The organism is Epilithonimonas lactis, from assembly GCF_900110605.1.
GTDB lineage: Bacteria > Bacteroidota > Bacteroidia > Flavobacteriales > Weeksellaceae > Epilithonimonas > Epilithonimonas lactis.
In genome coordinates this window covers 268,262-290,483 of the sequence record NZ_FOFI01000005.1, presented here as the reverse complement: position 1 = coordinate 290,483, position 22,222 = coordinate 268,262, and the positions used below count along the sequence as shown (strand labels likewise).

Genomic DNA, 22,222 nt, shown 5'->3' with positions numbered 1-22,222 from the left:
AGAATTTTCTTCTGGGAAATTATTTTACTGCTTCATTATCGCGAAATCGTGCAAACCAATTTGCTGAATCATATATGGCCAAATTTCTGTTCCTTGTGCATTGGGAAAAGTTCCGACATTCGATGTTTCTTTGAATTCTCCATCCTCAACAGTCTGGATATCTGATTTGTAGGAAAGAGCATATTTTGTTCTGTTCTTCATCACAAGCAACACTTTCATATTTTTTTGTTTCTCTTCTTCGGTCTTGCCGTGTGTTCCTAAACAAAAGTAAAATTCTATCGTTCCATCCAGGCCTTTTTCCTTAAACAGTTTACTTTTTTCCCAACTATCGATTATTTCTTGAAATGGTTCAAATTCGATGATTGAAAAATCAAAATTAGTAGAGTCGGTAGGATGTAGTTTGATTGTAAACTTTGTTCCGATAGGGAAGGCAAAACCTTTTGCTGGTTCGGTTGGCAATTCTTGTGCAGAAGCGAAAATTCTGATTGAAAAAAATAAAGTTAGTAATAGTTTTTTCATCTTTTGATGTTTTGAGTTTTTATGATTGATTTGTATTAACGGAATTGTTGTTGTTATTATAATTATGAAGTTCTCTATTTAAAATGTTAATTAACTCATCTCGTTTAATATCAATCATATCGCTGTCAATCCACAAAAGTTCCGGCTTGGAAGTGAAGTAAAATCCAAAATATTTTTTGCGCGGAAAGTGATTTGGATTTATTGGTTTAATATAGATTTGGCGGGTTCTGAAATGTCCGATTTCAAAGGCGCTAATCTCACTCCAGCTGATGAAATAACTTTTAGCTTGCGTATTGTTTTCAATACCGAATTCATCAATTTTCAGCGCAACATTATTTCCTGAACTGTACAATTTGTGCAATTGTTTTAATCTAAATATTAAGACAAATACAGTAGCAATGAGAAACAAACTCAGTGCAATTCTTTCAGGAATATTGTATTCTTTGTAGATTAAATAGGAACAAATGAGAATCGCGCCAACAAAAAGACTAATGCTGGTGTTGAAAGCGCTTCTTTTAAAATTGATTTCAATCAAGGTTTACAGTTTAGATAAATGCTCTACTCGCGTTTAATACTATAAATCTTTCCAAAATCACTTTTAGAACTTTCTTTCATCGAATTGATTTGAGATTTGGTAAATTTTATCGTTTCCTCAGAATAGTCATTTTTATGTTTCTTCTGCAATTCGGAAAGTTTCGTATATTTCTCCGCCACCATATTATGCGGTTTGAAAATCAAGGTGTCACCTTTTACTTCCGAAATTTTGTAAAGCGTGTAGGAACCATTTTTCTCGATTTCATAAACATCATTCACCTTTGGCTCGGCTAAATATTTGGATTCATTGATAGAATTGGTGGTAATGCCGTAAATGACGGTGCAGAAAATTAAGCCAATAATGAACAGTCCAAAATAGTGGGTAATCGGTCTTTTTGCACTCGCAGATGCATTGGCGTAATCTTGCTTCATCCTTGGGCTCATTTCCTTTTCGTACAGCACTTGTTTGCAGTGACTACACTGGCTGATTCCTTTTTTCGAGATTGGAAAAACCGGAATCCAAAAAATATGAAAATAGCGCGCGATAAAAGCAAATGTGACACTGCCTTTTGTCTGACAGTAATCGCAGTCGTAGGATTTGTTTTCCTTTGGGACCAATGTTCTGGCTCTTGTTCCAAAAATAATCATAATGTGTGTTTTTTATTGTTGTTAATGATATTGATAAATGAAATGTTTTAACGGTTTGTTGATAACCATTTTTGCGCTACCGTTTTTATTTGTTCAATGATTTTAAAATTTCCAAATAATGGGGATTGTGCATAATTCCTAAGATGTTACCAAACGGGTCTATCACAGAGGCCGTAATAAATCCGTCTTCTCTTTCGGTGATTTTTTCGTATTCTTTCGCCTTCATTTTCATTAATTTTTCAAGAACCTGTTGAATATCGTCCACGTGCCAGAAGGCAACTGCGCCACCAATTTTGCCCGAAGCAAGTTTGGGCTGATATTTCTTGTCGATGATGCCCAATTCGTGCTCTAAATCTCCAATACGAAACTCAACATAAGCAGGATTTTCCTTGTCTGGAAAAGTGTAGTAAGGTTCGATGCCTAAAAGTTCGGTGTACCAGTTTGTTGCATCCTGTAAATTTTCAGCAAAGAAGCTGATGGTCGCTAAACCTCTTAGTGTAGTTTTAGTTTTTTCCATCTCGTTGTGTTTAAAGTGTTTCAAATTTTTAATGATTAATGAAGGATTATTACATCAATTATCACTTTGAAAATTAAAGTCGGCGAAAATCGTCATCAATTATTATTAATAAAGTTAAGATAAAATTTTGATTGAGCAACTACCGTTGAATTTAGTACTTAGCCCGCGAGATGCAAACTGCAAGGCAATCATCGAAACCTAAAAAAACAATAGATAATAATGAGATAAACCCTTGTTATCGACTGTCACATTCTGTTTGTTCAATTAAGTTTTGGATGATTTTTGCTGTTGATTGTCCACTAAATTCATTGATAGATTGTCCAACCCAGATATTCACGAAGTCTGCATTTTTATTGTATTTTGCTACTCTTCGCAATTCACTTGTTAGTTTGTTTTGGTAGGGATAAGGCAAAATGAATTCTGTTTGTTCGGTTGCATTTATGAATGTATTCTTTATTCCTCTTGCAAAACGTCCCGAAAAACTTTTTGTCAGAATAATCTCGGATTCGTTCACTTTTCTCAATCGTTTTTTTTCAAAATCTGCCAACGCACTTTCTGCAGAACCCAACAACAAACTTCCGATTTGAAAGCCACTTGCACCTAATGTTTTTGAAGCTAATAACGTTTTTGAGTTGTAAATCCCCCCTGCGTAAATGATTGGTATTTTTATAGCTTCACTTACTTGTGCCAATAAAGATAAACCACCAATTTTAGGAATATCTTCTAAAGCAAAACTTCCTCTGTGTCCGCCTGCTTCCAAACCTTGTACACAAATAATGTCAATTCCTGATTTTTCTAAAATCATTGCTTCGGCTACTGAAGTGCAAGTGCCAATTAAAACCGTTCCACTGCTTTTCAATTTTTCAATACTTCGCTTGTCAAGATTGCCAAAAGTGAAACTTACAATTTTGCAATTTTCGGAAATGATGGCATCAACTTGTTCATCATAACTATTGATTTTTAATTCGTCCAGCTCAGGAATAGTTATGATCAAGTTGTTTTGCTTCGCTAATTGCTCTACAAATATTTTTGCTTTTACATAATCAGCTTTCAAAGTATCCGTGATTTCGGGAATGTTGTGAGCAAAAAAGTTTACTGCGAACGGTTTACTCGTGAGTCGTTTCGTTTTGCGAATAGCCTCCACACTTTTTTCAGCGTCAAGGTCTCCCAAAGCAAGTGAACCTAAGCAGTTAATGTTTGCAGTATTAGCAACCATTTCTGGTGTTGTGACGCCAAACATTGGTGCTTGAACAATCGGAAAGTCAATGCCTAATAATTTCGTTATGTCATTTACCCATTTCATGTGTCACGTTCGTTTTTGAATAATAGCCGATAACGGTTTTTGGCTTGGCGATGTAGCTGAAATCGTATCAAAAACTTTTAACTAAAATACAAAATATCAATTGAAGCACAAAGCGTGAATTTTAGACTTTCCGCCTGCGACTGCAAAACCCTTGTTGTGCGACTGTGCTTTTATGATAGCCTATTCTTCAAGTTCTCTGCTCTGTCATAGTTATATATTTTCTGTATATTTTCTTTAATTTCGTTTATACCAACAACATATCTTTTGTAAATATTTTCTGCAAGTTCATTCATTGCGGTTGTGTCTTTGCTAAGGCATAAAGCAAGAATTAAAGAATAGTAGAGCAAATTTTCATCATCATACCGAAGATTTAGATTGAGAAAAGGTGTTGTTTGTGGGAGTTTTCCGGTTCTTACTTTTATTGCGTGTATAAAGGCTTCGTACAAAGTTTCGTAATTGTCAATAGTGTTAAAATGGTTCTCGGCATCCAATTCAAATGCTTTGATAATAAAATCAGTTCCTTGTTTTATTTTGTGTTCAGGATGTACTTCATAAGAACTATATTTTGATTTCTCAGAAAGAGGCATATTCCCGAATTTCTCATCAAACAGAAAGCCTATATTTCCGTCGAAAATTGTGTCAATTCCTTTTAATCTATTTGCACCGATTTGAAAATTCCAATCGCCTGTTCTTTTATCAAATATTTCTATGAAGAGTTTTATGAGTTCATCAAAGTAGATGAAAATCCGCAGTTTACTGTAGTTAATCCACCTCGCCCGTCAAAATTGAAACTAAATCGTTGCCTGCCTAATTTAAATTTTCGCACAAAATCTTTTTGGCCTTTTTTATATAAAAATCCTTTGCTTTCAATATATGGTTTTATGATTTCAACAATTCTGTCAGTCGGTTTTTTATCATCCATAGTCTTTGTCCGTGATGGTGGTTTGCATATCGTACAACGAGTTGTGGCTTGGTGATCGTGGGCAAACCGAAGCCGAAACTTTAAACTAAACTACAAATTTTAACCGAAGCACAAAGCGTGAATTTTAGAAGTTTCGCCCCACTATTGCAATACCCTTATTAGCGGTAGTTTTTTTATTTCATTTGTCTAAAAGTTAAACTAATTCTACCATTTTCAGTGTCCGATTTTGGAATTGAATGCTTCCAAATTTTTTGAATTTCTTGTGTCATATAAACTAAACTACCTGCTGTTAATTCATAAGTTAAGAACTGCGCCGGGTTTTCAATATTCCTAAATTTTAAAACTCTTGCTTCTCCAATGGAAACAATTGCAATTCCTGTGTCTGTTTCTAAAATGTCAGTTTGGTCGGAATGATAACCCATACTAGATTTTCCATCCATGTAAAAATTTACTAAGCAATTATTTGGTTCAAATCCAATTACTGGTTTCAATTTCTCAATAATTACTTTTAGTTCATGTAAAAATTCTTGATATGGATAGTCAATTTGTGAATAATTATAGGCTTTACCAAAACTTGCAGTTTTTCGCGCAGTCATTCGTTCATCCCATTTCACATTAGTTATCAAAATATTGAATAATTCTGTTGGGTTGTCTATAAAGTTCTCTATGTAAGTTATTCCGTCCATTTTTTATTTTCTTCTTTTATTGGTTCAGCGCTTTTTTATAAAATTACGGCCAACGTTTCGTGGCTTTGCGTTCGGGCTTGCGATCGAAGCACAAATCTTCAATTTTGCACAAAAGTTGAACCGCGGAACAACTGTTGAACTTTGCAGTTTCGCCCCACTATTGCAAAACCCTTGTTACCTGCTGTGTTATTCTTCGTAGGATTGTCAAAGAATGATATATTTCAAAATGTTGTCTATTATTTTATGTTATTTTCGGTCACAATTTTTGGCGGTCTTTTGTTACCCCAAACAGCTTTTTGTTGTGGGTCATAAACCATTAGTCCGTGTTTTAAAGCAATGGGAATTATTTTGTTTTTCGTGTCTTGATGTGTCGACCAATTTAAATTCATAAAAACCCAATTTCCAAATTGTCCACGACCTGTAGAAAATAAAAAAGGGCAGTTGTCAACATCGCTACCAAAATGTTCTTTCTGTCTTTTACCAAACTCAATTTCAAAGTCGTTCAAAAAAGTGTCTTCTTCAAAAAAATCCATAGCAGAATGGTCTTTGTGGTCGATAATTGCGTCATAACATTCTTGAAGCATTGCGGTTTTTGTCCTTGCGGAACGTTTCCAAATAACTAGATCAAAACTCATATGTCAATTAAATTATTATTAATATTTTTTGTCAAGGTCTTATATTTAACGATCGCTCTGAACATAGCAGGTAAGGTTTCAGGGCTTGGCGATGGTGGGGCAATCGAAGCACAAATCTTCAATATTGCACAAAAGCTGAACTGAAGCACAGTTTTGGAACTTTGCAGTTTCAACCCACTATTGCAAAACCCTTGTTATGCGATATTTTTTTTATTTCTGTTGAACTATAACTCTTGTTCTATGGCCCTCATTATCAGAACCTAAAACAAAACTATATATATATTTATTTTTTGATTTTCCCAGTTTTTACTTTTTCTCCAACCATTATTAAATTTTTGGAATTCTTCTTTACTATTTTGTTTCATTTTTTTCGCAATAAATGAATTGTTAAGAGAGTACAAATCATTAATAAATGGTTTTTGATTTTTTATTTCCCAATTCGTATTCCAACTATACTCAATTAAACGAACAATGCTGTCTTTTTTTGTAAAATAATATGAAATTTCAGTATTGAGATTTAGTGTATCTCTTTGATAAATTATAGGTTGTGCGAAATCATATTTATCTATATCAGGGAAGTAATCTTTAGAAAGATAATTGTTTATAGGCTTTGTATACTTAACTCCACTATTTTTTTTCTCAATTTTTGGAATTTCAGACGTTTTGATTTTATTAGTCATAAAATTTGTTTCGTAAATTTTGACATCGATAGAGTTTATTCTATTTGGAACTTTATTCATTTGTTTACAAGCAAATGAATTTAATATTATAAAAATCACCAAAATTTGTTTCATTGACGTTGTTTTCATAAAATATCGCATAACGTTCTGGACTTTGCGATGGTGGGGCAATCGAAGCACAAATCTTCAATTTTGCATAAAAGCTGAACTGAAGCACAGTTTTGGAACTTTGCAGTTTCAACCCACTATTGCAAAACCCTTTTGTGCGATTGTGCTTTCACTTCATTTTAAAAAGCTGATTTTTCTAAAAATTCTATTTTTTGCTTTCTTATAAAATTACCTTTAGTATCGTAAATATACTCCTCATAATTTTTAATGAATTTGATTTCATTGCCTCCAAAATATTCTACATTATCATACTTCTTAAAAGCTAATAATACTTTTCTCTTATAATCTAAAATTCCGTATTGATTGTCTTTTTCTACAATTATCGAAGATGGTGTAACATGTATTATCTTGTTATTACTTAGTGGAATTATTTTTTCTCCTTTATGATTTATTACGCCATATTTTTCTCCTTGTTTTACAATAAAATTATGAACTTTATTTTTTTCAAAAACCCCAATCCAAATTACATCGTAATTGAAAGGTATTATTATTTTATTAAAACTATTAATAACTCCTGTCATTTTATGTTTTGTAGCAATAATTGATGAGGAGTTCAGAGGATTTATATCTTCATACATTATAGGAGTTATAATCTCATTTTTATCATTCACAATTCCAACAAATCCATTTTTGTACACTTCAATAACTCCATTACTTACAATTATTGAACTATAGTCATTGTCAAAATTGATTATAAACTGTCCTTTGCTGTTAAGTAATCCGTATTTTTCAGTTCCTTCAATATGTTCTTCAATTCTTCTTCCATCTGCTGTATATTTATGTTCTGCTTTTGATACAATATAATATCCGTTCGTATTGTAAGAAGCCGAACAAAATTGCGGCTTTACAACGTTAGTCCCGTCCTCAAGATAATATCCAAGTTGACCAACTTTTCTGTCGTTTACAGGAATTAATTCAGGGTCTTTTGTTTGTCCGAAAACAAAAATTTGTGTAGTTAATAATGTAAATAGTAATAATAATTTTTTCATTTGGTTTTTTATCGTTTCAAATTTGGATGAAAGTTTGGTTAGCATATTTCACAACGTTTCGGGGCTTTGCGATGGTGGGGCAATCGAAGCGCAAAACTTCAATTTTGTACAAAAGTTGAACCGAAGAACTACCGCTGAACTTTGCAGTTTCGCCCCACTATTGCAAAGCCCTTGTTAGCGGTTCGGGCTTTTAATCATGTGATTATCTTTTAATTTTGTTCAATTTTATACTGTCACCTTCATTTCTAAATTTATACAAATATCCGTTTTTGATAATAAATTCAGTTGTGTCTGTCTGCAGATAATATTCGTTTCCCTTTTTAATAAATTTTCCGTCTAAAAAACCTGTTGAAGAACCGGGATTATTACTTTCACTCATACTAAAAGTGTTTTCGAGTTTCCAGTGTGTAATATTATAGGTCGTATTTTGCAATCTAAAGTTCCAACTTTCTAGTCTTTCATTTTGATATCTGTCAACGCCTTTACCAAATAAATAGAACATTAATATTCCAGCAATGATTGAATTGACTAAAAAAAGAGAAACAAATTCTTTTTTGATAAAGTATAAAATCAAAGCAATAATCAAATTCAAGATAACAACAAACGGAACAAGTATTAAAATTCCAATTGAAACGCTTGGGTCAGGGTTCATTTGTTTAACCCACAACCAAATTATTGCAAAATCAATGATTGTCAGTAAAATTATTCTAATCCAAAATTTCATTCAATGTCTTGTAAGGTTGTTCTCGTTACGTTCTTTAAGTCTGACCGCTAACGTTTCGGGGATTGGCGATGGCGGGCAAACCGAAGCGGAAACTTTCAACTAAAATATAAATTTCTACCGAAGCACAAAACGTGAACTTTGTACTTTCAGCCCGCTATTGCCAAGCCCTTGTTGGTAGCAGTATTTTTATTCATTTAGTCACAGTCAACGTGAAGTCGGTGTTGGTTACAATTTACACATTGAAACAAATAGCCAACTAAACTTCCGTCTTTTGTTAAACTACTTTTTATAAAATCAGGGTCATAGCCATTATTTTCAATATCGTCATTTAATTCTTCCATTAGAGGCTCTATCGTCTTTGTGTCAGCATACCCAACAAAAGCACAAGGTTCGTTACAATGTGTTAGCCAAACTTCTTGTTGCCAACTTGTATAACTTGGCGTTCTTTCACTTGCTTGTAATAAAAGTTCTTTTTCAATATTCTCTGAATTTTCAATTCCTTCATAATCATTGAACTCTCCCTCGTATTTTTCCGATGCTTTTCCGTCTGCGATGCACCAAGGACAAATATATTCGGGTTCGTCAACGCTATAAAATGAACTTGTATATTTGATTTGTCTTTTTTCATTGCAGACAGAACAGGTTCCTTCTACATTTTCGAAAATGTCAAGTTCGAATGCGTTAGGACTGTATCTAAATTTCGGTAATTCCATTTTTTCTGTTTTTAAGGTCTGTTCGGTTAATATTGCCACCAACGTTTTGGGGCTTTGCGATGGTGGGGCAATCGAAGCACAAATCTTCAATTTTGCACAAATGTTGAACCGAAGCACAACTCTTGAACTTTGCAGTTTTGCCCCACTATCGCAAAACCCTTGTTATATGCCGTTTATTTCTTCACTTAATTGTTTAAATTTCTTTTTATTAACTTTCTTAATGTTGTCAAGAATTTTTGATTGTTTTTCAATTGATAATTCTTTTAGTTTTTGAACAAAAATTGGATAAACTGTAGTTTTGGCAAAAAACCAGAGAGCGTTTGTCATCGTGTCGATTTGTCGCCAATCTTTACCAAGATTTAAAGCTAAAACTTCCATTAAGAAATCTAAATCTTCAAGCCATTCCTTCTTTCCCTTTTTCCAAAATATACCACTTATAGAATATTCTCCACCTTTTTTTCTACCATCTTCAAATCTTCTTTTCCAATTTTCCTCCCAATATTCAGGAATAGCATCTTCTTTAGGTTTTGAGATAGTTTTGCCTAGTTTTTTTAAAACAGTTTCCCACTCTTCATCCTCTACAAACCAATTTTCTATAGCAGATAATGAAGTTCTTTTTTCAGTTGTAGTCCAATTTTTAGCTTCCTCTATAAAACCGTTCAATGTATCTTCATTATTCGGAATTGGAATATAAAATCTAAAAACTTGGTCAGATTTTCCTATTCTTTTTTGAAATTCAGGAAGTCGTTTGGCTAATATCTGCCCGACCAATTCTGGTGGGAACGCCCAAACTGCATTATACAAACTTTCATAAAGTCCAAAATCTTCTTTTAATCTTACAGTGTCAATTAGCTTATTTAGATAAGTCTCATCTTCATCGCCATTTAATGAATACATTAAATCACTAAATTTTACACAATCTTCTTCTGTTTTTAAATTCCAAACTTTTTCAAGTTCTGTATTCCAGTTTTCAAAATTTGTTTTCATTCGTCTATGTTATGGAAGTGTGTCTTTAAATGGCCTATAACGTTTCGGGGCTTTGCGATGGTGGGGTAATCGAAGCGCAAATCTTCAATTTTGCACAAAAGTTGAACCGCGGAACAACTGTTGAACTTTGTAGTTTCGCCCCACTATTGCAAAACCCTTGTTAGCCGTCGTATTTGTCAATCTCGGTATTAATATACTCAATTATTTTGTCTGCTTCTGATTTGAGCTGTCTTTGGAATTTTATTCTTATAGAGCTTTTACTGATATTGTCAAAGTATATCCAACCACCAATTTTTTGAATAATATATTTTGGTTGGCTTTCAAGGTTGTAAACTTTCTCGTAGGAAACAATATTAAGAATATTTTGATAGATTATTTTGAATAGAGCTTTGTTGAGTATTCCGTTTCTAATGAAACTTATGTTTTCTTGTTCATAATTATAATAGGTGTCAAAGTACAAATCGTTCAAGAATTGGTACTGATTGTCATAATGGTCTATAACCTGTTGAAAATTATCAAAATGTAAAGGATTTTTTGAATGTCGTGGCAATAGTTTAATTGGATTTTCTTTACTGTTTACTACAATGATTATATCTCCATCAATTGTTGTTGCAATTGTAAGTCCATTTAATGTTTCTTCCTTTTCGATTTCAGTCAAATTCCATAAGTCCAAATAATCACCAAAGTTCAATTTTATGTATTGCTCATCTGGTTGTGTTATCATTAATATTTCATTTATACTGCCAAAACCATAACTTTTTAGAAATTGTTTATAATCTAAAGGTAATGGTATTGGTGTCAACAGTTCAATATTTTGAATGTCGCTTTCTGTCAAAGGGTTTGTTTGTCCAATAGTGTACATAGTCTGGATAATATGACGGCTAACGTTTCGGGGCTTTGCGATGGTGGGGCAATCGAAGCAAAAAACTTCAATTTTGCACAAAGGTTGAACCGAAGAACAACCGTTGAACTTTGCAGTTTCGCCCCACTATTGCAAAACCCTTGTTATGTGCAGGCTTATCCCATATTTTGTTATTTAAATTATCTTGTCAAACAAATACTTTGGGATTTCCCACTTAATTGGCTTTATTTCTATGTTTGGGTCATAAGCTAAAACGTCTTTATATTCATTGCTTTCAAGTTTTTTAATTATTTGTTCCATAATTGGCTTTATTTCAAACCAATCTTCAGCATACAAACTTAAAGAGGAATATTTTTCAAGTCGCCAATAGATTAATAGAGCAATCGCTTTATCACAGAATTTGTGCTCAATTATTGTTGTATAGACGTTAAATTCTCTGTGCTTCAAAAATAATGCAATATTATATAATTCTATTGTGCTGTCGCAACGGTGAATTTGTGTTTGTAGATACTCTCCAAACCAACTATGCACTTCTTTTTCTTCCAAATAAGTAAATGGTTCTTCTCCATTGCTTGGTTGTAATACAATATTTGGAATTTTTTCTTCTTGTGAAATCTTTTCTGATGGGTCGTAACTGATATCGGTTTTTAGATAAAATCCTTTTTCAAAATTTGTTATTATCGTTTTGATTAGGTCAAAGTTTTCATTTGTTCCTTTTCTTGTTTTCCAACCAATGCGAATATGTTCAAAGGGATTGTTGTTCCAAAACAACATTAGTGCAGTTGCTTCACTACAAATTTTGCTTTCTACAATCCATTCTTGTATGTAGAAGTAGCATTTTATAGCCAATTTATGAAGTTCATACGGTGAATTTATTTTCTGAAATTCTTCAAAATCTAAATCAACATATTCGGTATCTGTTCTCATATCTTAATTTGTCAATGTCTGTTTGCGTGTTTTTTGTAGCTTGCACATAACGTTTCGGGGCTTTGCGATGGTGGGGCAATCGAAGCCACAAAACCTCAATTTTGTACAAAAGTTTAATCGAAGAACTACCGTTGAACTTTGCAGTTTCGCCCCACTATTGCAAAACCCCTGTTATCGGCTGGCAATTTCGGTCATTTTGTTAGCGCTAAGTTCTGTTCGTACGTTTTGTCAGCATCAAGTCCAAAAGCCGAAAATATTTCTCTTTTTGTATCAAGGTTGATTGGGTTTCGCAAATCATATTTGATGTCATATCTATGGTTACTATTCCAATATGGTTTATTAGATTTTTCTGCGATACATTCTTTAAGTTCTTCAATGTCCAAACCAAATCCGATTCCTTCTTTTCTAAATGGATTTTCGTTGTATCCACCATACAAACTCTTATCTTCTATTTTTAAATACTTATCAAACTTTGAAATATTCATTTCTTTGTAAATAAATCCGTACTGTAGATAGATGAGATTTTTTTCATCAGAACTAATGCTTTTGCTGTAAGAAATAAGCATATCATATTCTGACATTTCAAGTGATTTATGTCCAATTACAAATTTCTCTCCATAATAAAATTGATTATCCATAACCGCTTGTGATGGCAAAGCTAATGTCTTTGATAATTCATTCAAATCAACATCGAGATTATTGCTAATCTTGTGATAGAGTTTTACAATTAGCGCTTTTCCCATTAAGTGGGTTAGGCCATAGTTTTTATTTTCTTTTAGATTATCGGTTTTTGTTCGTTTAGAAACATCAATTAAAATTCTACCAAAAGCGTAGTTCCTTCTGTCAATTTTAAAGGCAAAAAAGTCGCCTTCCTGAAATTTACAGTGTTTGCGGTCTGCATTTTTAAAAGCTGTAATTTCCGCTAAATCTCCACTAGTTGTCTCAGAAATCCATTTTTCTAACCAAATTTTTAGGTAGTCAAGTTTTTTATCTTCAAAATTTTCTGAGTAATAAGTTGTTTGTGTTGTATAGTTCGAGATAGTCAGATAATCACTTGAGAATGAAAAATAAACACCTATTCCTTTAAAGGATTGTGTAGCAGTATAGTTGAGCTTTTTTGGTTTTCCTTTTTCTGTTTTTGGTAATAGAATGGTTCTGTGTTCAGCTGTTTTTTCATTAAGGTCACGTTCGGTATAGGCTTGTTCATTAACAGTAATTTCTTTACGGATAATGTCTCCATCAAAATATACATAACTGTCAAATAATTTCACAAGCTCCCAGTTATTTTCAACTGGTGTAAGTCCTAAATATTGTCGTTGTTCGTTTGATAGTTCAAAAATTATTTTCTCCATTTTGTGATTTGTATACTTTTGTAGTGTTGTTTTGTGCTTGCCGCTAACGTTTTGGGGCTTTGCGATGGTGGGGCAATCGAAGCAAAAATCTTCAATTTTGCACAAAAGTTGAACCGAAGAACTGCCGTTGAACTTTGCAGTTTCGCCCCACTATTGCAAAACCCTTGTTAGCTACAGTATTTTTAGAATTCTGTTGTTTGCTCACAAATATCAACGACTTTTGACTTATTTGTTCGCACATAAAAATTAGTTGTTATATAATTTTTAGATTTTTCGGAATAGTTAATTCTTGTTATATATTCAAAATCAGAAACTTTTATTGACTCAAAAACTGTAACGATATATTTTTGATTCTTTTTTAAAAATCTTTTATCGAATTTCAATTTTGGTTTTAATAGACCTTTTTCAGTCTCAGCATTTTCATAAGAAATCGGCAAATCTTCAAAATCAAACTTGAATTTTTGTATGTTTAGAATTTCGTTAGCTTTATTTACATCGCAATAGTAATAATCATATAAAGTAAATGCAATAGATTTTGTTAAGTCTTGTTTTTTGTATACTAAAATCTCAGAATTAATAAATGTGTTGAATGTCGGGATTTTACTCATTTTTATAATTTCAGTAATAGCAATTTGTTCATTTTGTCCAAACAAAAATGAATTGAATAATAAAACAAAAATCTGAAAAATTCTTTTTAACACGGCGTTTAATAATATTGTAGCTAACGTTTCGGGGCTTTGCGATGGTGGGGCAATCGAAGCACAAAACTTCAATTTTGCACAAAAGTTGAATCGAAGAACTACCGTTGAACTTTGCAGTTTCGCCCCACTATTGCAAAACCCTTGTTAGCGGTAGTTTTTAATTATTATGGTCTAATTCTGCAAAATCTCCACTAATTGATAATTCATTAATCTTGTGCAAAAGGTTAGAATATAATTCTGATACATTCACATTTTCTCCATCTTCAATTCTTTTGGAAATCATCGTCAGTGGAAAAATGGTTAATGCTAATGTTTTATATTGCAAACAAATATCTCTTCCATACTCATCTCTAACTACAGCCCAATGAAAGTCATTATTTTTGTGAGAAATATAATCTCCTAGAGCAATTCCTAAAGATTGAAGTTCATATATATTGTCAGCTTGAAATGTATTTTCGTTAATGATTTTTTGTATTAAAGGAATTGTTTTGTCGGTATTGTGATAGTTATCTATTTCGTCCTCACTAATGTTTAATATTTTTTTAATCCTTTCATTTATATCATCAATATCACTATATATTGGTTCAAAAATGTTTTGACTTTCAAGATTTGTTTCTTTTATAGTAGATATAAAACTGTTAATATCACTCAATACATTTTCAACATTCTCTTCATTATTTTGAGCATACTCAGCGTTAGTTGTAACACTAATTATAATAAGGTGGTTAAGATAGCCAACTTCAAAATAGAAAATTGTCAAGCCATCTTTTTGGTTTTGTTCAACATAACTATAATAACTTTTCTCATCGATAATATTTATTTCGATTTCCTTTTCTTTAGCTAATTCAATTACTCTTCTATACATTGCCTGCAAATCCGAGTTATCTTTAGGTTCAACCGTAATTACACTAACTCTGATTTCTGCAAAATCAATTTCAGGGTCGTATAAAATGACTGTTCCATCATTTTCTCTTTCTGCAAAATAGTTGCTCGATACTTTTATAGATTTTAGTCCGTCTCCAATTTCAAATAATTTCATTTTATTTAGGGTGTTTGGTTAAAATTACCGCTAACACTCAAATATACGAAAGTCTAACAATTCCACAAATTATTTTGATATTATCAACAAATAGGTGAAATCATTAGTTTTTTTATTATTTTTATACTTCGCATTATGAATAGATTTTTTCTCCTCCTCGCTTTAGGTCTGTTTATATCTATTGAAAATGCGAATAACAATATTTTAAGTGATGAATTTAGATTTATACAATTTCAGCTTCGGAAATCATAGAGACAAAAACGTCATTTGGATCCGTTTCGAAAAGAAGGATGTCTTGATCCAGGAACTTCGAAAAGCATTCCCATCTTCTAAGTGGAGCAATACCAACAAGGCTTGGCACTTGCCAGATCTCCCAACCTTGAGGGACGCACTCAAGCTGGATCGGGAAGAGTGGGGAAGCCAAATACGATCCGAGATAGAGCAGGTAAACCAAAAAGCATTCTCAGATTATGTGGATTGCTTAAAATTAAAGGCCTACAGCAAGAATACCATCCGGACCTATATCACAGAGTTTGCACATCTGCTACGAATTCTAAAAAAAATTTCAGTTGACGATCTTTCAGAAGATAGGTTGAAAGATTATTTCCTCTATTGTCTCGACAAAGAAAAAATCAAGGAAAACCATTTGAATAGCAGGATCAATGCTGTGAAATTCTATTTTGAGCAAGTGCGCAAAAAATCCAAAATGTTCTTTGACATCCCGCGCCCCAAAACCCCAAAACAGCTTCCGAAAATGCTGTCACAGGCAGAGATTAGAAAAATATTTGAGAACACCGAAAATCAGAAACATCTCCTGATGCTCAAGCTCTCCTATGGGATGGGATTGCGTGTAAGCGAGATTGTGAATCTAAAAGTCGAACATATCAATAGTGGGAATATGCTGGTTCTCATTGCAGGTGCCAAAGGTAAAAAAGACAGATATACCAATTTGCCCGAGTCTATCCTGACACTGCTCCGCAGTTATTACAAAGAATATCGCCCAAAAGATTTTCTCTTCGAAGGGCAATATGGCGGGGCCTACACGGTTAGAAGTGTTCAGAGCGTCTTCAAACAAGCAATGAGGAAGTCAAAGATCAACAAAAGCATTGGTGTGCACGGTTTGCGCCATTCCTATGCGACACATCTGATGGAAAGTGGAGCCGATATCCGTTTCCTGCAGGAACTTCTGGGGCACAATTCTATCAGAACGACACAGATTTATACACACATTACCGATATTTCTAAAACCAAGGTAAAAAGCCCGCTGGATTTTTTATAAGCTGAGAAGAAAAAGAATCCCAAAAATTCATTAACTTTACCTACCGAGACGATCAAATCTCACAATTCCGAATTTCCTACGAAGCTTCTCCAATACAGATCCATCACAACTCCAATAAAAGTCCAATAAAATATTACATCTGTATCGGATTATTGTTACTTTTACATTGCTCTAAAATCGAACGGTGGGTTAACAGTACCACCATAAACCATAACCTAAAAACACAAAAAAATGGCAAGATTGAAAAAGAATGGCAACTTGAGCGGTGCCGTAGGCAATCTGGTTTTCGTCAATGATGGCGATAGAGTTTACGTCCGCGAAAAAGGAAACAAACCAAAACAGACCAAAAATACTAAAGCAGAAGCCGAAAAGTTTGCTTTGGCTGGAGTGAAGGAAAAACTGTATAGAGATCTTCTGAAAGATAAAATAGGTCTGGTTTCCCATCAATACCAAGCAGTAAAGCACAAGACAAGATTGCTCAAAACGATTTCAAGCAAAGTCACCGAAAGCGGAACGATGCTCCTTAGTTTCCAGGATCCCGAAGCGATGATTGGCTTCAACTTCAACCCGAAAGTAGAGTGGCAGCGCTACACCAACTTCTATCCAAAATATAATGAAATTGTAGATCAAACAATGAGCATTAGCCTTCCTGCTTTAGCTTGGGGAGATCAGGTAAGAGCACCGAAAAATGCCACCACCGCAAAACTTAATTTTTACGCCGTGTCAACCAATCTGAATTTTAAAATGGTGGATGTCGAAGTGCTTTCGTCCTTATCGCTATTGCTGAGAGAAAAAGAAAATGTGCCAGCACAAGATTGGTCTTTTAGCGTCCCACAAAATACAAAATGGCTTTTCATCATCGCAACATTGGATTTTGAGTCCACCAAAACACAACTCGAAAAGACGGAAAAAAATGTCGGAACCTACCTGTGGGCACAAACGGTCAATCCCTGATATCTAAAAAATCCTTCTTTTTAAGTTTGAGAAAAGCAATATTATCATTGCAAAAACCTTCCACTTCAAAATATTTCTTACCAATGGAACGATATCTGCTTGAGGATGGACTGGGTTATCATCAAAATGATTTCGGTCACAATGAAGAATTTAACTTCAAAGTAACTAAGACCACCTCCGATCTATCACGTAATATCAAATTAACAAAAAAAATTACTATGTATCGATTAATTTCTTTATCTTGGTAAGGTTGTAATATTTGATTAAAAATCATTTATCAATTATCAATCATCACCAATATTCTATGACCGTTCAGCCTTATTCTCTATTTTCCGATTTCGATATTTATCTTTTCCGCTCAGGAAAACACACCAGACTCTACGAGAAGTTTGGCTCTCACAAAGTTGAAGTGGACGGCGTTTCAGGCGTTTATTTTTCAGTTTGGGCACCAACGGCAACAGAGGTTTCCGTGATCGGGAATTTCAACCAATGGAATTCATTTTCCCATCAATTGGCAGGACGCTGGGACCAATCTGGGATTTGGGAAGGTTTTATTCCAGGTCTCGATTTTGGTGAAGTTTATAAATATGGCATCCGAACCAATACTGGAATTTTGCTAGAAAAAGCAGATCCGTATGCACTTTGTTTTGAAAAAGCTTTGCAAGCCAGCTCTGTCGTTTGCACCACTTGGTATGAATGGCAGGATGAAGATTGGATGAAAGATCGCGCAAAGCATAACAGTTTGGAATCGCCAATGTCTGTGTACGAGGTCCATCTTGGTTCTTGGATGCGCGATCCTGGCAATCCAGAACGCTATCTTAGTTATGGCGAAATCGCGGACAAATTAGTTCCATATCTCAAGGCGATGAATTTCACTCACGTAGAGTTGATGCCCGTGATGGAATATCCTTATGACCCAAGTTGGGGCTATCAGATCACTGGATTTTACGCCGCAACGAACAGATTTGGTTCGCCACAGCAATTGATGTACCTCATTTCCGAACTTCATAAAAATAACATTGGCGTTTTCCTGGATTGGGTGCCTTCGCATTTTCCAGGAGATGCCAATGGTTTACACTTTTTCGACGGCTCATTTTTGTATGAACACGAAGACCCGAGAAAAGGTTTCCACCCGGATTGGAAGTCCTACATTTTCAATTATGGAAGACCGGAAGTCAAATCATTTTTAATTTCAAATGCTATCTTTTGGCTTGATAGATATCACGCGGATGGACTTCGGGTAGATGCGGTGACATCGATGCTTCATCTGGATTACTCCAGAAACGAAGGCGAATGGGAACCGAATATCTACGGAACGAATGTCAATCTGGAAGCGAAACAATTCCTTCAGGATTTTAATGTCGCTGTGTATGGTGAATTTCCCGATGTACAGACAATCGCCGAGGAAAGTTCAGATTTTCCAAGGCTCACAAAACCTGTCCACGAAGACGGTATTGGTTTCGGAATGAAGTGGATGATGGGCTGGATGCACGATACGCTGGATTATTTCAAGGAAGATCCAATCGCAAGAAAATATCATCACAACAAGATTACTTTCACAAGTGTCTATATGTATAATGAAAATTATATGATGCCACTTTCTCACGATGAAGTAGTTCACGGTAAAAGTAGTTTGATCTATAAAATGCCAGGTGATGAGTGGCAAAAGTTTGCTAATCTGCGTGCGATGTATGTTTATATGTTCACAAATCCAGGCGCAAAATTATTGTTCATGGGCAATGAGATTGCCCAAACCAACGAATGGAATTTTACAACCTCCCTCGATTGGCATTTGCTGGAATATCCGGTTCACAAAGACCTTCAGAATTTTGTAAAAGACCTCAATTTGCTTTACAGATCAAATCCTGCATTGTACGAGCAACAATTCTCACCAAACGGATACGAATGGATCAATGCTGATGACAAAGATAACTCGATTTTTATTTTCCTTAGAAAAAGTAAAGAAAATAAAGAAGTTCTAATGACGGTTCTCAATCTTACACCCAACAGTTTTGACTACAGAATTGGCGTAGAAAAAGACACAAAATGGGAAGTGATTCTCAATTCCGATGATACAAAATATAGCGGAAGCGGAGTAGAAGCGGTCATTTCTCAAGAACTGGATGAAGGCTGGGATAATCGGGAAAATTCAATCATTTTGAGATTGCCGCCATTGTCTGGTGTGGTTTTGAAACAGAACAAGGTCATCAAACAAAAATCAAAAGACAAAGGTCTTATTAAAAAGAAAAAATAAATATGAAGATATTTCACCTCTCGATGGAATGTTATCCTGTTGCAAAAGTCGGTGGACTGGCAGATGTGGTAGGAGCTCTACCAAAATATCAAAACCAAATGGGATTGGATGCCAGCGTGATCATGCCTTGGTACAACAAACCATTTTTCTATAACCATGACTTTGAAGTGGTCTTTGATGGCTTTATCCATCAGTCATTCAATATGTACCAGGTCCAAGTTTTCAAAGAGAAAAGCAATGTTCTCGGTTTTGACCTTTATTTGGTCAAGATTCCAGGACTTTTGGACCGTGAAAGTGTTTATGGTTATTGGGACGAGAGTCAGCAGTTCATTGCCTTCCAGCACGGTGTTTTGCATTGGCTGAGTGCGATGCAGATCCGTCCGGATGTCTTCCATTGCCACGATTATCACACAGGTTTGGTTCCTTTTATGATCGACAATTGCTATGAATTTAGCTATTTGAAAGGCGTTAAGACCATCGGAACGATTCATAATGGCGAATATCAGGGAAGTATGGATTGGAAGATGTCCAGCTTCTTACCTCATTTCGACGGTTGGAAATCTGGGATTTTGGACTGGAACGGAAGGATCAATCCAATGGCAGCGATGATCAAGAGTTGTAATGCCTTCAATGCTGTTTCCGGCGGTTATTTGCAGGAGTTGTTCTATAGTTTCCAAGGCCTTGAACCATTGATGGATCAAGAAAGACAAAAAGCATTCGGGATCATTAACGGAATTGATATGGAAGTTTGGGATCCTGAGAAAGATGAAATGCTGAAATTCAATTATAATAAAGATTACGCAGAAGAAGGAAAGTGGGAAAACAAAAGGGTGATCTGTGCAGAGTACGGCCTTAATCCTAATCTTCCACTCTTCGGATTCATCGGCCGTTTTGCAGGTGAAAAAGGAGCAGACCTTTTGCCAGAGATCGTAGAACGAAGCATCCAGGAAACCAATGGTGCTTTGAATATCATAGTCTTAGGTTCCGGAAATCAGGATATTGAAAACAAACTGAAAGAATTGCAATATAAATTCAATGTCAACTTCGCAATCGATTTGGGTTACAAAGAATATTTATCTCATCAGATCTACGCGTCGGCAGATTTTTTGTTGATGCCAAGCAGAGTAGAGCCTTGTGGACTTAACCAAATGTACTCGATGCGATACGGAACTGTTCCTATTGTAAGATATACCGGCGGTCTGCGAGATACAGTTCAGGATATATCCAGTGGCGGAAGTGGGCTTAATTTTACAAATGCCGGTGCAGAAGATGCCGTGCACGCCATCAAACGGGCTTTGCATATCTACAGCCAAAAGAATCTGATGAAGGGATTGATCTATAATAATATGTCATTTGATTTCTCTTGGGAAAAGTCGGCTAAAAATTATGAAAATCTTTATAATTATTAGTGATTTCGATTCACATTGGCTTAATATTGGCAAAGAATGATTAACTTTAATCGATAACAAAATCATAAAATAACCAAAACTCATTTATGAAAGAAAGTGTAATCTCCATTGTCTTAGGAGGCGGAAGAGGAAGCCGATTATTTCCATTGACCAATACAAGATCAAAACCAGCAGTTCCAATTGCAGGAAAGTACCGTTTGGTAGATATCCCAATTTCAAATTGCCTTAATTCTGGACTTAACAGAATTTTAGTTTTGACCCAGTTCAATTCTGCATCACTCAATTCTCACATCAAAAATTCTTATCACTTCGATATCTTCAGCAAAGGTTTTGTAGATATTCTAGCTGCTGAGCAAAATGTTGAGAACGAAAATTGGTATCAGGGAACAGCCGATGCGGTTCGTCAAACAATGAAGCATTTGGAAAAATATGAATATGAATATATCTTGATTCTTTCCGGAGACCAGCTTTATCAGATGGATTTCCAACAAATGATAGATTTTCATAAAGAGCAAGGTGGCGATATCACCATTGCAACCATTCCTGTGAATGCAAAAGATGCTACTGGATTTGGAATTATGAAAGCCGATGAAGAGGGAAATATCACTTCTTTCACAGAAAAACCAGGTTACGAGGTCTTGAATGATTGGAAATCCGAGGTGAGCGACGAAAGCAAATCAAAAGGCAAGGAATATCTTGCATCGATGGGAATCTACGTCTTTACAAAAAATGTGTTGAGAAAACTGTTTGATGAGCACGAAGGTGACGATTTCGGTAAAGATTTCATTCCGGCGGCCATTGGAAACTACAGTGTTTTGAGCTATCAATACGATGGCTATTGGACAGACATTGGTACTATCGAATCTTTTTATGAAGCAAACCTGGATCTTGCTCAGGACCTTCCACAATTCAATCTGTTTAGTTCCAATCCGATCTATACAAGAGCTAGGATGCTTCCGCCGTCGAAGATTAATGGTTCTTACGTGAGTAAGACGATTATTGGAGATGGTTGTATCATTATGGCAGACAAAGTGGAGAATTGCATCATTGGCAATAGAACTAGGATCGATCGCGGTTCTACGATTGTCAATTCTTATGTGATGGGAGCAGATTACTATCAGACTGCTCAGCAAGTGGTACAAAATGAAGCAGATGGCATCACAAGTATGGGCATTGGGAAATATTGTTATATAGACAAAGCAATTTTGGACAAGAACTGCTACATCGGAAACAACGTAAGGATCATTGGTGGAAAACATCATCCAGACGGAGACTACGATACACACTCGATCAAAGAAGGAATCGTAGTGATCAAGAAAAATGCAGTAATCCCAGATGGAACCAATATTATGTAATATTAATATCTTTTTATAAAACCCTTCGCCTAGAAGGGTTTTTGTTTTTTAATTTTGGCAAATAA

At 34.7% G+C, this 22,222-nt stretch carries 24 protein-coding genes; 6 read left to right on the top strand and 18 right to left on the bottom strand.

All coding sequences use genetic code 11. The features are described from left to right. Window positions 1-24: 24 nt before the first annotated feature. The 6 genes from BMW39_RS17130 to BMW39_RS17105 all read right to left on the bottom strand — a co-directional run bounded on the left by BMW39_RS17130 (window position 25) and on the right by BMW39_RS17105 (window position 4,108). Window positions 25-519 (bottom strand): hypothetical protein, encoded by a 495-nt coding sequence (locus tag BMW39_RS17130; protein WP_034978103.1) that lies wholly within the window; start codon window positions 517-519, stop codon window positions 25-27. 19 nt (window positions 520-538) lie between these two features. Then, window positions 539-1,054 carry an STM3941 family protein gene (locus tag BMW39_RS17125; protein WP_034978106.1) on the bottom strand — a complete coding sequence of 172 codons (516 nt, stop codon included), beginning with the start codon at window positions 1,052-1,054 and terminating at the stop codon, window positions 539-541. A 23-nt stretch (window positions 1,055-1,077) separates the two neighbouring features. After that, window positions 1,078-1,701, bottom strand: coding sequence for a zinc ribbon domain-containing protein (locus BMW39_RS17120; RefSeq protein WP_034978109.1), 624 nt, complete (start codon window positions 1,699-1,701; stop codon window positions 1,078-1,080). A gap of 85 nt (window positions 1,702-1,786) precedes the next feature. Then, window positions 1,787-2,218: a VOC family protein gene (locus BMW39_RS17115; protein ID WP_034978112.1), complete on the bottom strand. Its 432-nt coding sequence runs from the start codon at window positions 2,216-2,218 to the stop codon at window positions 1,787-1,789. A gap of 235 nt (window positions 2,219-2,453) precedes the next feature. Beyond that, the gene (locus BMW39_RS17110) at window positions 2,454-3,521 is read right to left on the bottom strand and encodes an NAD(P)H-dependent flavin oxidoreductase (protein WP_034978115.1); all 1,068 of its coding nucleotides are present in this window, start codon (window positions 3,519-3,521) and stop codon (window positions 2,454-2,456) included. Window positions 3,522-3,691: 170 nt separating this feature from the next. After that, the gene (locus BMW39_RS17105; protein WP_034978118.1) at window positions 3,692-4,108 is read right to left on the bottom strand and encodes a hypothetical protein; all 417 of its coding nucleotides are present in this window, start codon (window positions 4,106-4,108) and stop codon (window positions 3,692-3,694) included. Window positions 4,109-4,189: 81 nt separating this feature from the next. On the opposite strand from BMW39_RS17105, the gene BMW39_RS19200 reads away from it, so the two are divergent. After that, complete coding sequence (locus tag BMW39_RS19200) at window positions 4,190-4,498, top strand: hypothetical protein (protein WP_131474355.1); 309 nt, start codon at window positions 4,190-4,192, stop codon at window positions 4,496-4,498. Between the two features lie 118 nt (window positions 4,499-4,616). Here the strand turns inward: BMW39_RS19200 and BMW39_RS17095 are convergent, their stop codons facing one another. The 12 genes from BMW39_RS17095 to BMW39_RS19105 all read right to left on the bottom strand — a co-directional run bounded on the left by BMW39_RS17095 (window position 4,617) and on the right by BMW39_RS19105 (window position 14,906). Next, a complete protein-coding gene (locus tag BMW39_RS17095; protein ID WP_034978123.1) occupies window positions 4,617-5,129 on the bottom strand; it encodes an alpha-ketoglutarate-dependent dioxygenase AlkB in 513 nt (170 codons plus the stop codon). Window positions 5,130-5,365: 236 nt separating this feature from the next. Then, complete coding sequence (locus BMW39_RS17090) at window positions 5,366-5,764, bottom strand: hypothetical protein (RefSeq protein ID WP_034978126.1); 399 nt, start codon at window positions 5,762-5,764, stop codon at window positions 5,366-5,368. 260 nt (window positions 5,765-6,024) lie between these two features. Then, window positions 6,025-6,558, bottom strand: a complete 534-nt coding sequence (locus BMW39_RS17085; protein WP_131474356.1) for a hypothetical protein — start codon at window positions 6,556-6,558, stop codon at window positions 6,025-6,027. Window positions 6,559-6,731: 173 nt separating this feature from the next. After that, window positions 6,732-7,601, bottom strand: a complete 870-nt coding sequence (locus tag BMW39_RS17080) for a WG repeat-containing protein (RefSeq protein ID WP_034978132.1) — start codon at window positions 7,599-7,601, stop codon at window positions 6,732-6,734. A gap of 202 nt (window positions 7,602-7,803) precedes the next feature. Beyond that, complete coding sequence (locus BMW39_RS17075) at window positions 7,804-8,325, bottom strand: hypothetical protein (protein ID WP_131474357.1); 522 nt, start codon at window positions 8,323-8,325, stop codon at window positions 7,804-7,806. Window positions 8,326-8,519: 194 nt separating this feature from the next. Continuing rightward, window positions 8,520-9,038 carry a CbrC family protein gene (locus BMW39_RS17070; protein WP_034978633.1) on the bottom strand — a complete coding sequence of 173 codons (519 nt, stop codon included), beginning with the start codon at window positions 9,036-9,038 and terminating at the stop codon, window positions 8,520-8,522. Between the two features lie 162 nt (window positions 9,039-9,200). Next, window positions 9,201-10,025: a hypothetical protein gene (locus BMW39_RS17065; RefSeq protein ID WP_034978138.1), complete on the bottom strand. Its 825-nt coding sequence runs from the start codon at window positions 10,023-10,025 to the stop codon at window positions 9,201-9,203. Window positions 10,026-10,185: 160 nt separating this feature from the next. Further along, window positions 10,186-10,887 (bottom strand): SMI1/KNR4 family protein, encoded by a 702-nt coding sequence (locus BMW39_RS17060; protein ID WP_034978140.1) that lies wholly within the window; start codon window positions 10,885-10,887, stop codon window positions 10,186-10,188. A 174-nt stretch (window positions 10,888-11,061) separates the two neighbouring features. Then, window positions 11,062-11,814 carry a hypothetical protein gene (locus BMW39_RS17055; protein ID WP_051880029.1) on the bottom strand — a complete coding sequence of 251 codons (753 nt, stop codon included), beginning with the start codon at window positions 11,812-11,814 and terminating at the stop codon, window positions 11,062-11,064. A gap of 191 nt (window positions 11,815-12,005) precedes the next feature. Then, window positions 12,006-13,166 (bottom strand): immunity 26/phosphotriesterase HocA family protein, encoded by a 1,161-nt coding sequence (locus BMW39_RS17050; RefSeq protein ID WP_034978142.1) that lies wholly within the window; start codon window positions 13,164-13,166, stop codon window positions 12,006-12,008. Window positions 13,167-13,348: 182 nt separating this feature from the next. Beyond that, window positions 13,349-13,939, bottom strand: coding sequence for a hypothetical protein (locus BMW39_RS17045; protein WP_074719370.1), 591 nt, complete (start codon window positions 13,937-13,939; stop codon window positions 13,349-13,351). Between the two features lie 85 nt (window positions 13,940-14,024). Then, window positions 14,025-14,906, bottom strand: a complete 882-nt coding sequence (locus BMW39_RS19105; protein ID WP_051880030.1) for a DUF3806 domain-containing protein — start codon at window positions 14,904-14,906, stop codon at window positions 14,025-14,027. A gap of 211 nt (window positions 14,907-15,117) precedes the next feature. Here BMW39_RS19105 and BMW39_RS17035 point away from each other — a divergent pair, with 211 nt between their 5' ends. The 5 genes from BMW39_RS17035 (at window position 15,118) to BMW39_RS17015 (ending at window position 22,157) form a co-directional block, all read left to right on the top strand. Then, window positions 15,118-16,185: a tyrosine-type recombinase/integrase gene (locus tag BMW39_RS17035; RefSeq protein ID WP_034978146.1), complete on the top strand. Its 1,068-nt coding sequence runs from the start codon at window positions 15,118-15,120 to the stop codon at window positions 16,183-16,185. 231 nt (window positions 16,186-16,416) lie between these two features. Then, window positions 16,417-17,139: a hypothetical protein gene (locus tag BMW39_RS17030; RefSeq protein ID WP_034978148.1), complete on the top strand. Its 723-nt coding sequence runs from the start codon at window positions 16,417-16,419 to the stop codon at window positions 17,137-17,139. A 304-nt stretch (window positions 17,140-17,443) separates the two neighbouring features. Beyond that, the gene (glgB, locus tag BMW39_RS17025) at window positions 17,444-19,393 is read left to right on the top strand and encodes a 1,4-alpha-glucan branching protein GlgB (protein WP_051880031.1); all 1,950 of its coding nucleotides are present in this window, start codon (window positions 17,444-17,446) and stop codon (window positions 19,391-19,393) included. A gap of 2 nt (window positions 19,394-19,395) precedes the next feature. Beyond that, window positions 19,396-20,802: a glycogen synthase gene (locus BMW39_RS17020; protein ID WP_034978151.1), complete on the top strand. Its 1,407-nt coding sequence runs from the start codon at window positions 19,396-19,398 to the stop codon at window positions 20,800-20,802. An 86-nt stretch (window positions 20,803-20,888) separates the two neighbouring features. Then, window positions 20,889-22,157 carry a glucose-1-phosphate adenylyltransferase gene (locus BMW39_RS17015; RefSeq protein ID WP_034978153.1) on the top strand — a complete coding sequence of 423 codons (1,269 nt, stop codon included), beginning with the start codon at window positions 20,889-20,891 and terminating at the stop codon, window positions 22,155-22,157. The last annotated feature ends 65 nt before the right edge of the window (window positions 22,158-22,222 follow it).

What these genes read in the sequence shown, in the direction of transcription:
- BMW39_RS17130 (WP_034978103.1), bottom strand. Translation starts at nt 519, where the DNA reads ATGAAAAAACTATTACTAACTTTATTTTTTTCAATCAGAATTTTCGCT.
- BMW39_RS17120 (WP_034978109.1), bottom strand. Translation starts at nt 1,701, where the DNA reads ATGATTATTTTTGGAACAAGAGCCAGAACATTGGTCCCAAAGGAAAAC.
- BMW39_RS17115 (WP_034978112.1), bottom strand. Translation starts at nt 2,218, where the DNA reads ATGGAAAAAACTAAAACTACACTAAGAGGTTTAGCGACCATCAGCTTC.
- BMW39_RS17110 (WP_034978115.1), bottom strand. Translation starts at nt 3,521, where the DNA reads ATGAAATGGGTAAATGACATAACGAAATTATTAGGCATTGACTTTCCG.
- BMW39_RS17105 (WP_034978118.1), bottom strand. Translation starts at nt 4,108, where the DNA reads ATGCCTCTTTCTGAGAAATCAAAATATAGTTCTTATGAAGTACATCCT.
- BMW39_RS17095 (WP_034978123.1), bottom strand. Translation starts at nt 5,129, where the DNA reads ATGGACGGAATAACTTACATAGAGAACTTTATAGACAACCCAACAGAA.
- BMW39_RS17090 (WP_034978126.1), bottom strand. Translation starts at nt 5,764, where the DNA reads ATGAGTTTTGATCTAGTTATTTGGAAACGTTCCGCAAGGACAAAAACC.
- BMW39_RS17085 (WP_131474356.1), bottom strand. Translation starts at nt 6,558, where the DNA reads ATGAAACAAATTTTGGTGATTTTTATAATATTAAATTCATTTGCTTGT.
- BMW39_RS17080 (WP_034978132.1), bottom strand. Translation starts at nt 7,601, where the DNA reads ATGAAAAAATTATTATTACTATTTACATTATTAACTACACAAATTTTT.
- BMW39_RS17075 (WP_131474357.1), bottom strand. Translation starts at nt 8,325, where the DNA reads ATGAAATTTTGGATTAGAATAATTTTACTGACAATCATTGATTTTGCA.
- BMW39_RS17070 (WP_034978633.1), bottom strand. Translation starts at nt 9,038, where the DNA reads ATGGAATTACCGAAATTTAGATACAGTCCTAACGCATTCGAACTTGAC.
- BMW39_RS17065 (WP_034978138.1), bottom strand. Translation starts at nt 10,025, where the DNA reads ATGAAAACAAATTTTGAAAACTGGAATACAGAACTTGAAAAAGTTTGG.
- BMW39_RS17060 (WP_034978140.1), bottom strand. Translation starts at nt 10,887, where the DNA reads ATGTACACTATTGGACAAACAAACCCTTTGACAGAAAGCGACATTCAA.
- BMW39_RS17055 (WP_051880029.1), bottom strand. Translation starts at nt 11,814, where the DNA reads ATGAGAACAGATACCGAATATGTTGATTTAGATTTTGAAGAATTTCAG.
- BMW39_RS17050 (WP_034978142.1), bottom strand. Translation starts at nt 13,166, where the DNA reads ATGGAGAAAATAATTTTTGAACTATCAAACGAACAACGACAATATTTA.
- BMW39_RS19105 (WP_051880030.1), bottom strand. Translation starts at nt 14,906, where the DNA reads ATGAAATTATTTGAAATTGGAGACGGACTAAAATCTATAAAAGTATCG.
- BMW39_RS17035 (WP_034978146.1), top strand. Translation starts at nt 15,118, where the DNA reads ATGAATTTAGATTTATACAATTTCAGCTTCGGAAATCATAGAGACAAA.
- BMW39_RS17030 (WP_034978148.1), top strand. Translation starts at nt 16,417, where the DNA reads ATGGCAAGATTGAAAAAGAATGGCAACTTGAGCGGTGCCGTAGGCAAT.
- glgB (WP_051880031.1), top strand. Translation starts at nt 17,444, where the DNA reads ATGACCGTTCAGCCTTATTCTCTATTTTCCGATTTCGATATTTATCTT.
- BMW39_RS17020 (WP_034978151.1), top strand. Translation starts at nt 19,396, where the DNA reads ATGAAGATATTTCACCTCTCGATGGAATGTTATCCTGTTGCAAAAGTC.
- BMW39_RS17015 (WP_034978153.1), top strand. Translation starts at nt 20,889, where the DNA reads ATGAAAGAAAGTGTAATCTCCATTGTCTTAGGAGGCGGAAGAGGAAGC.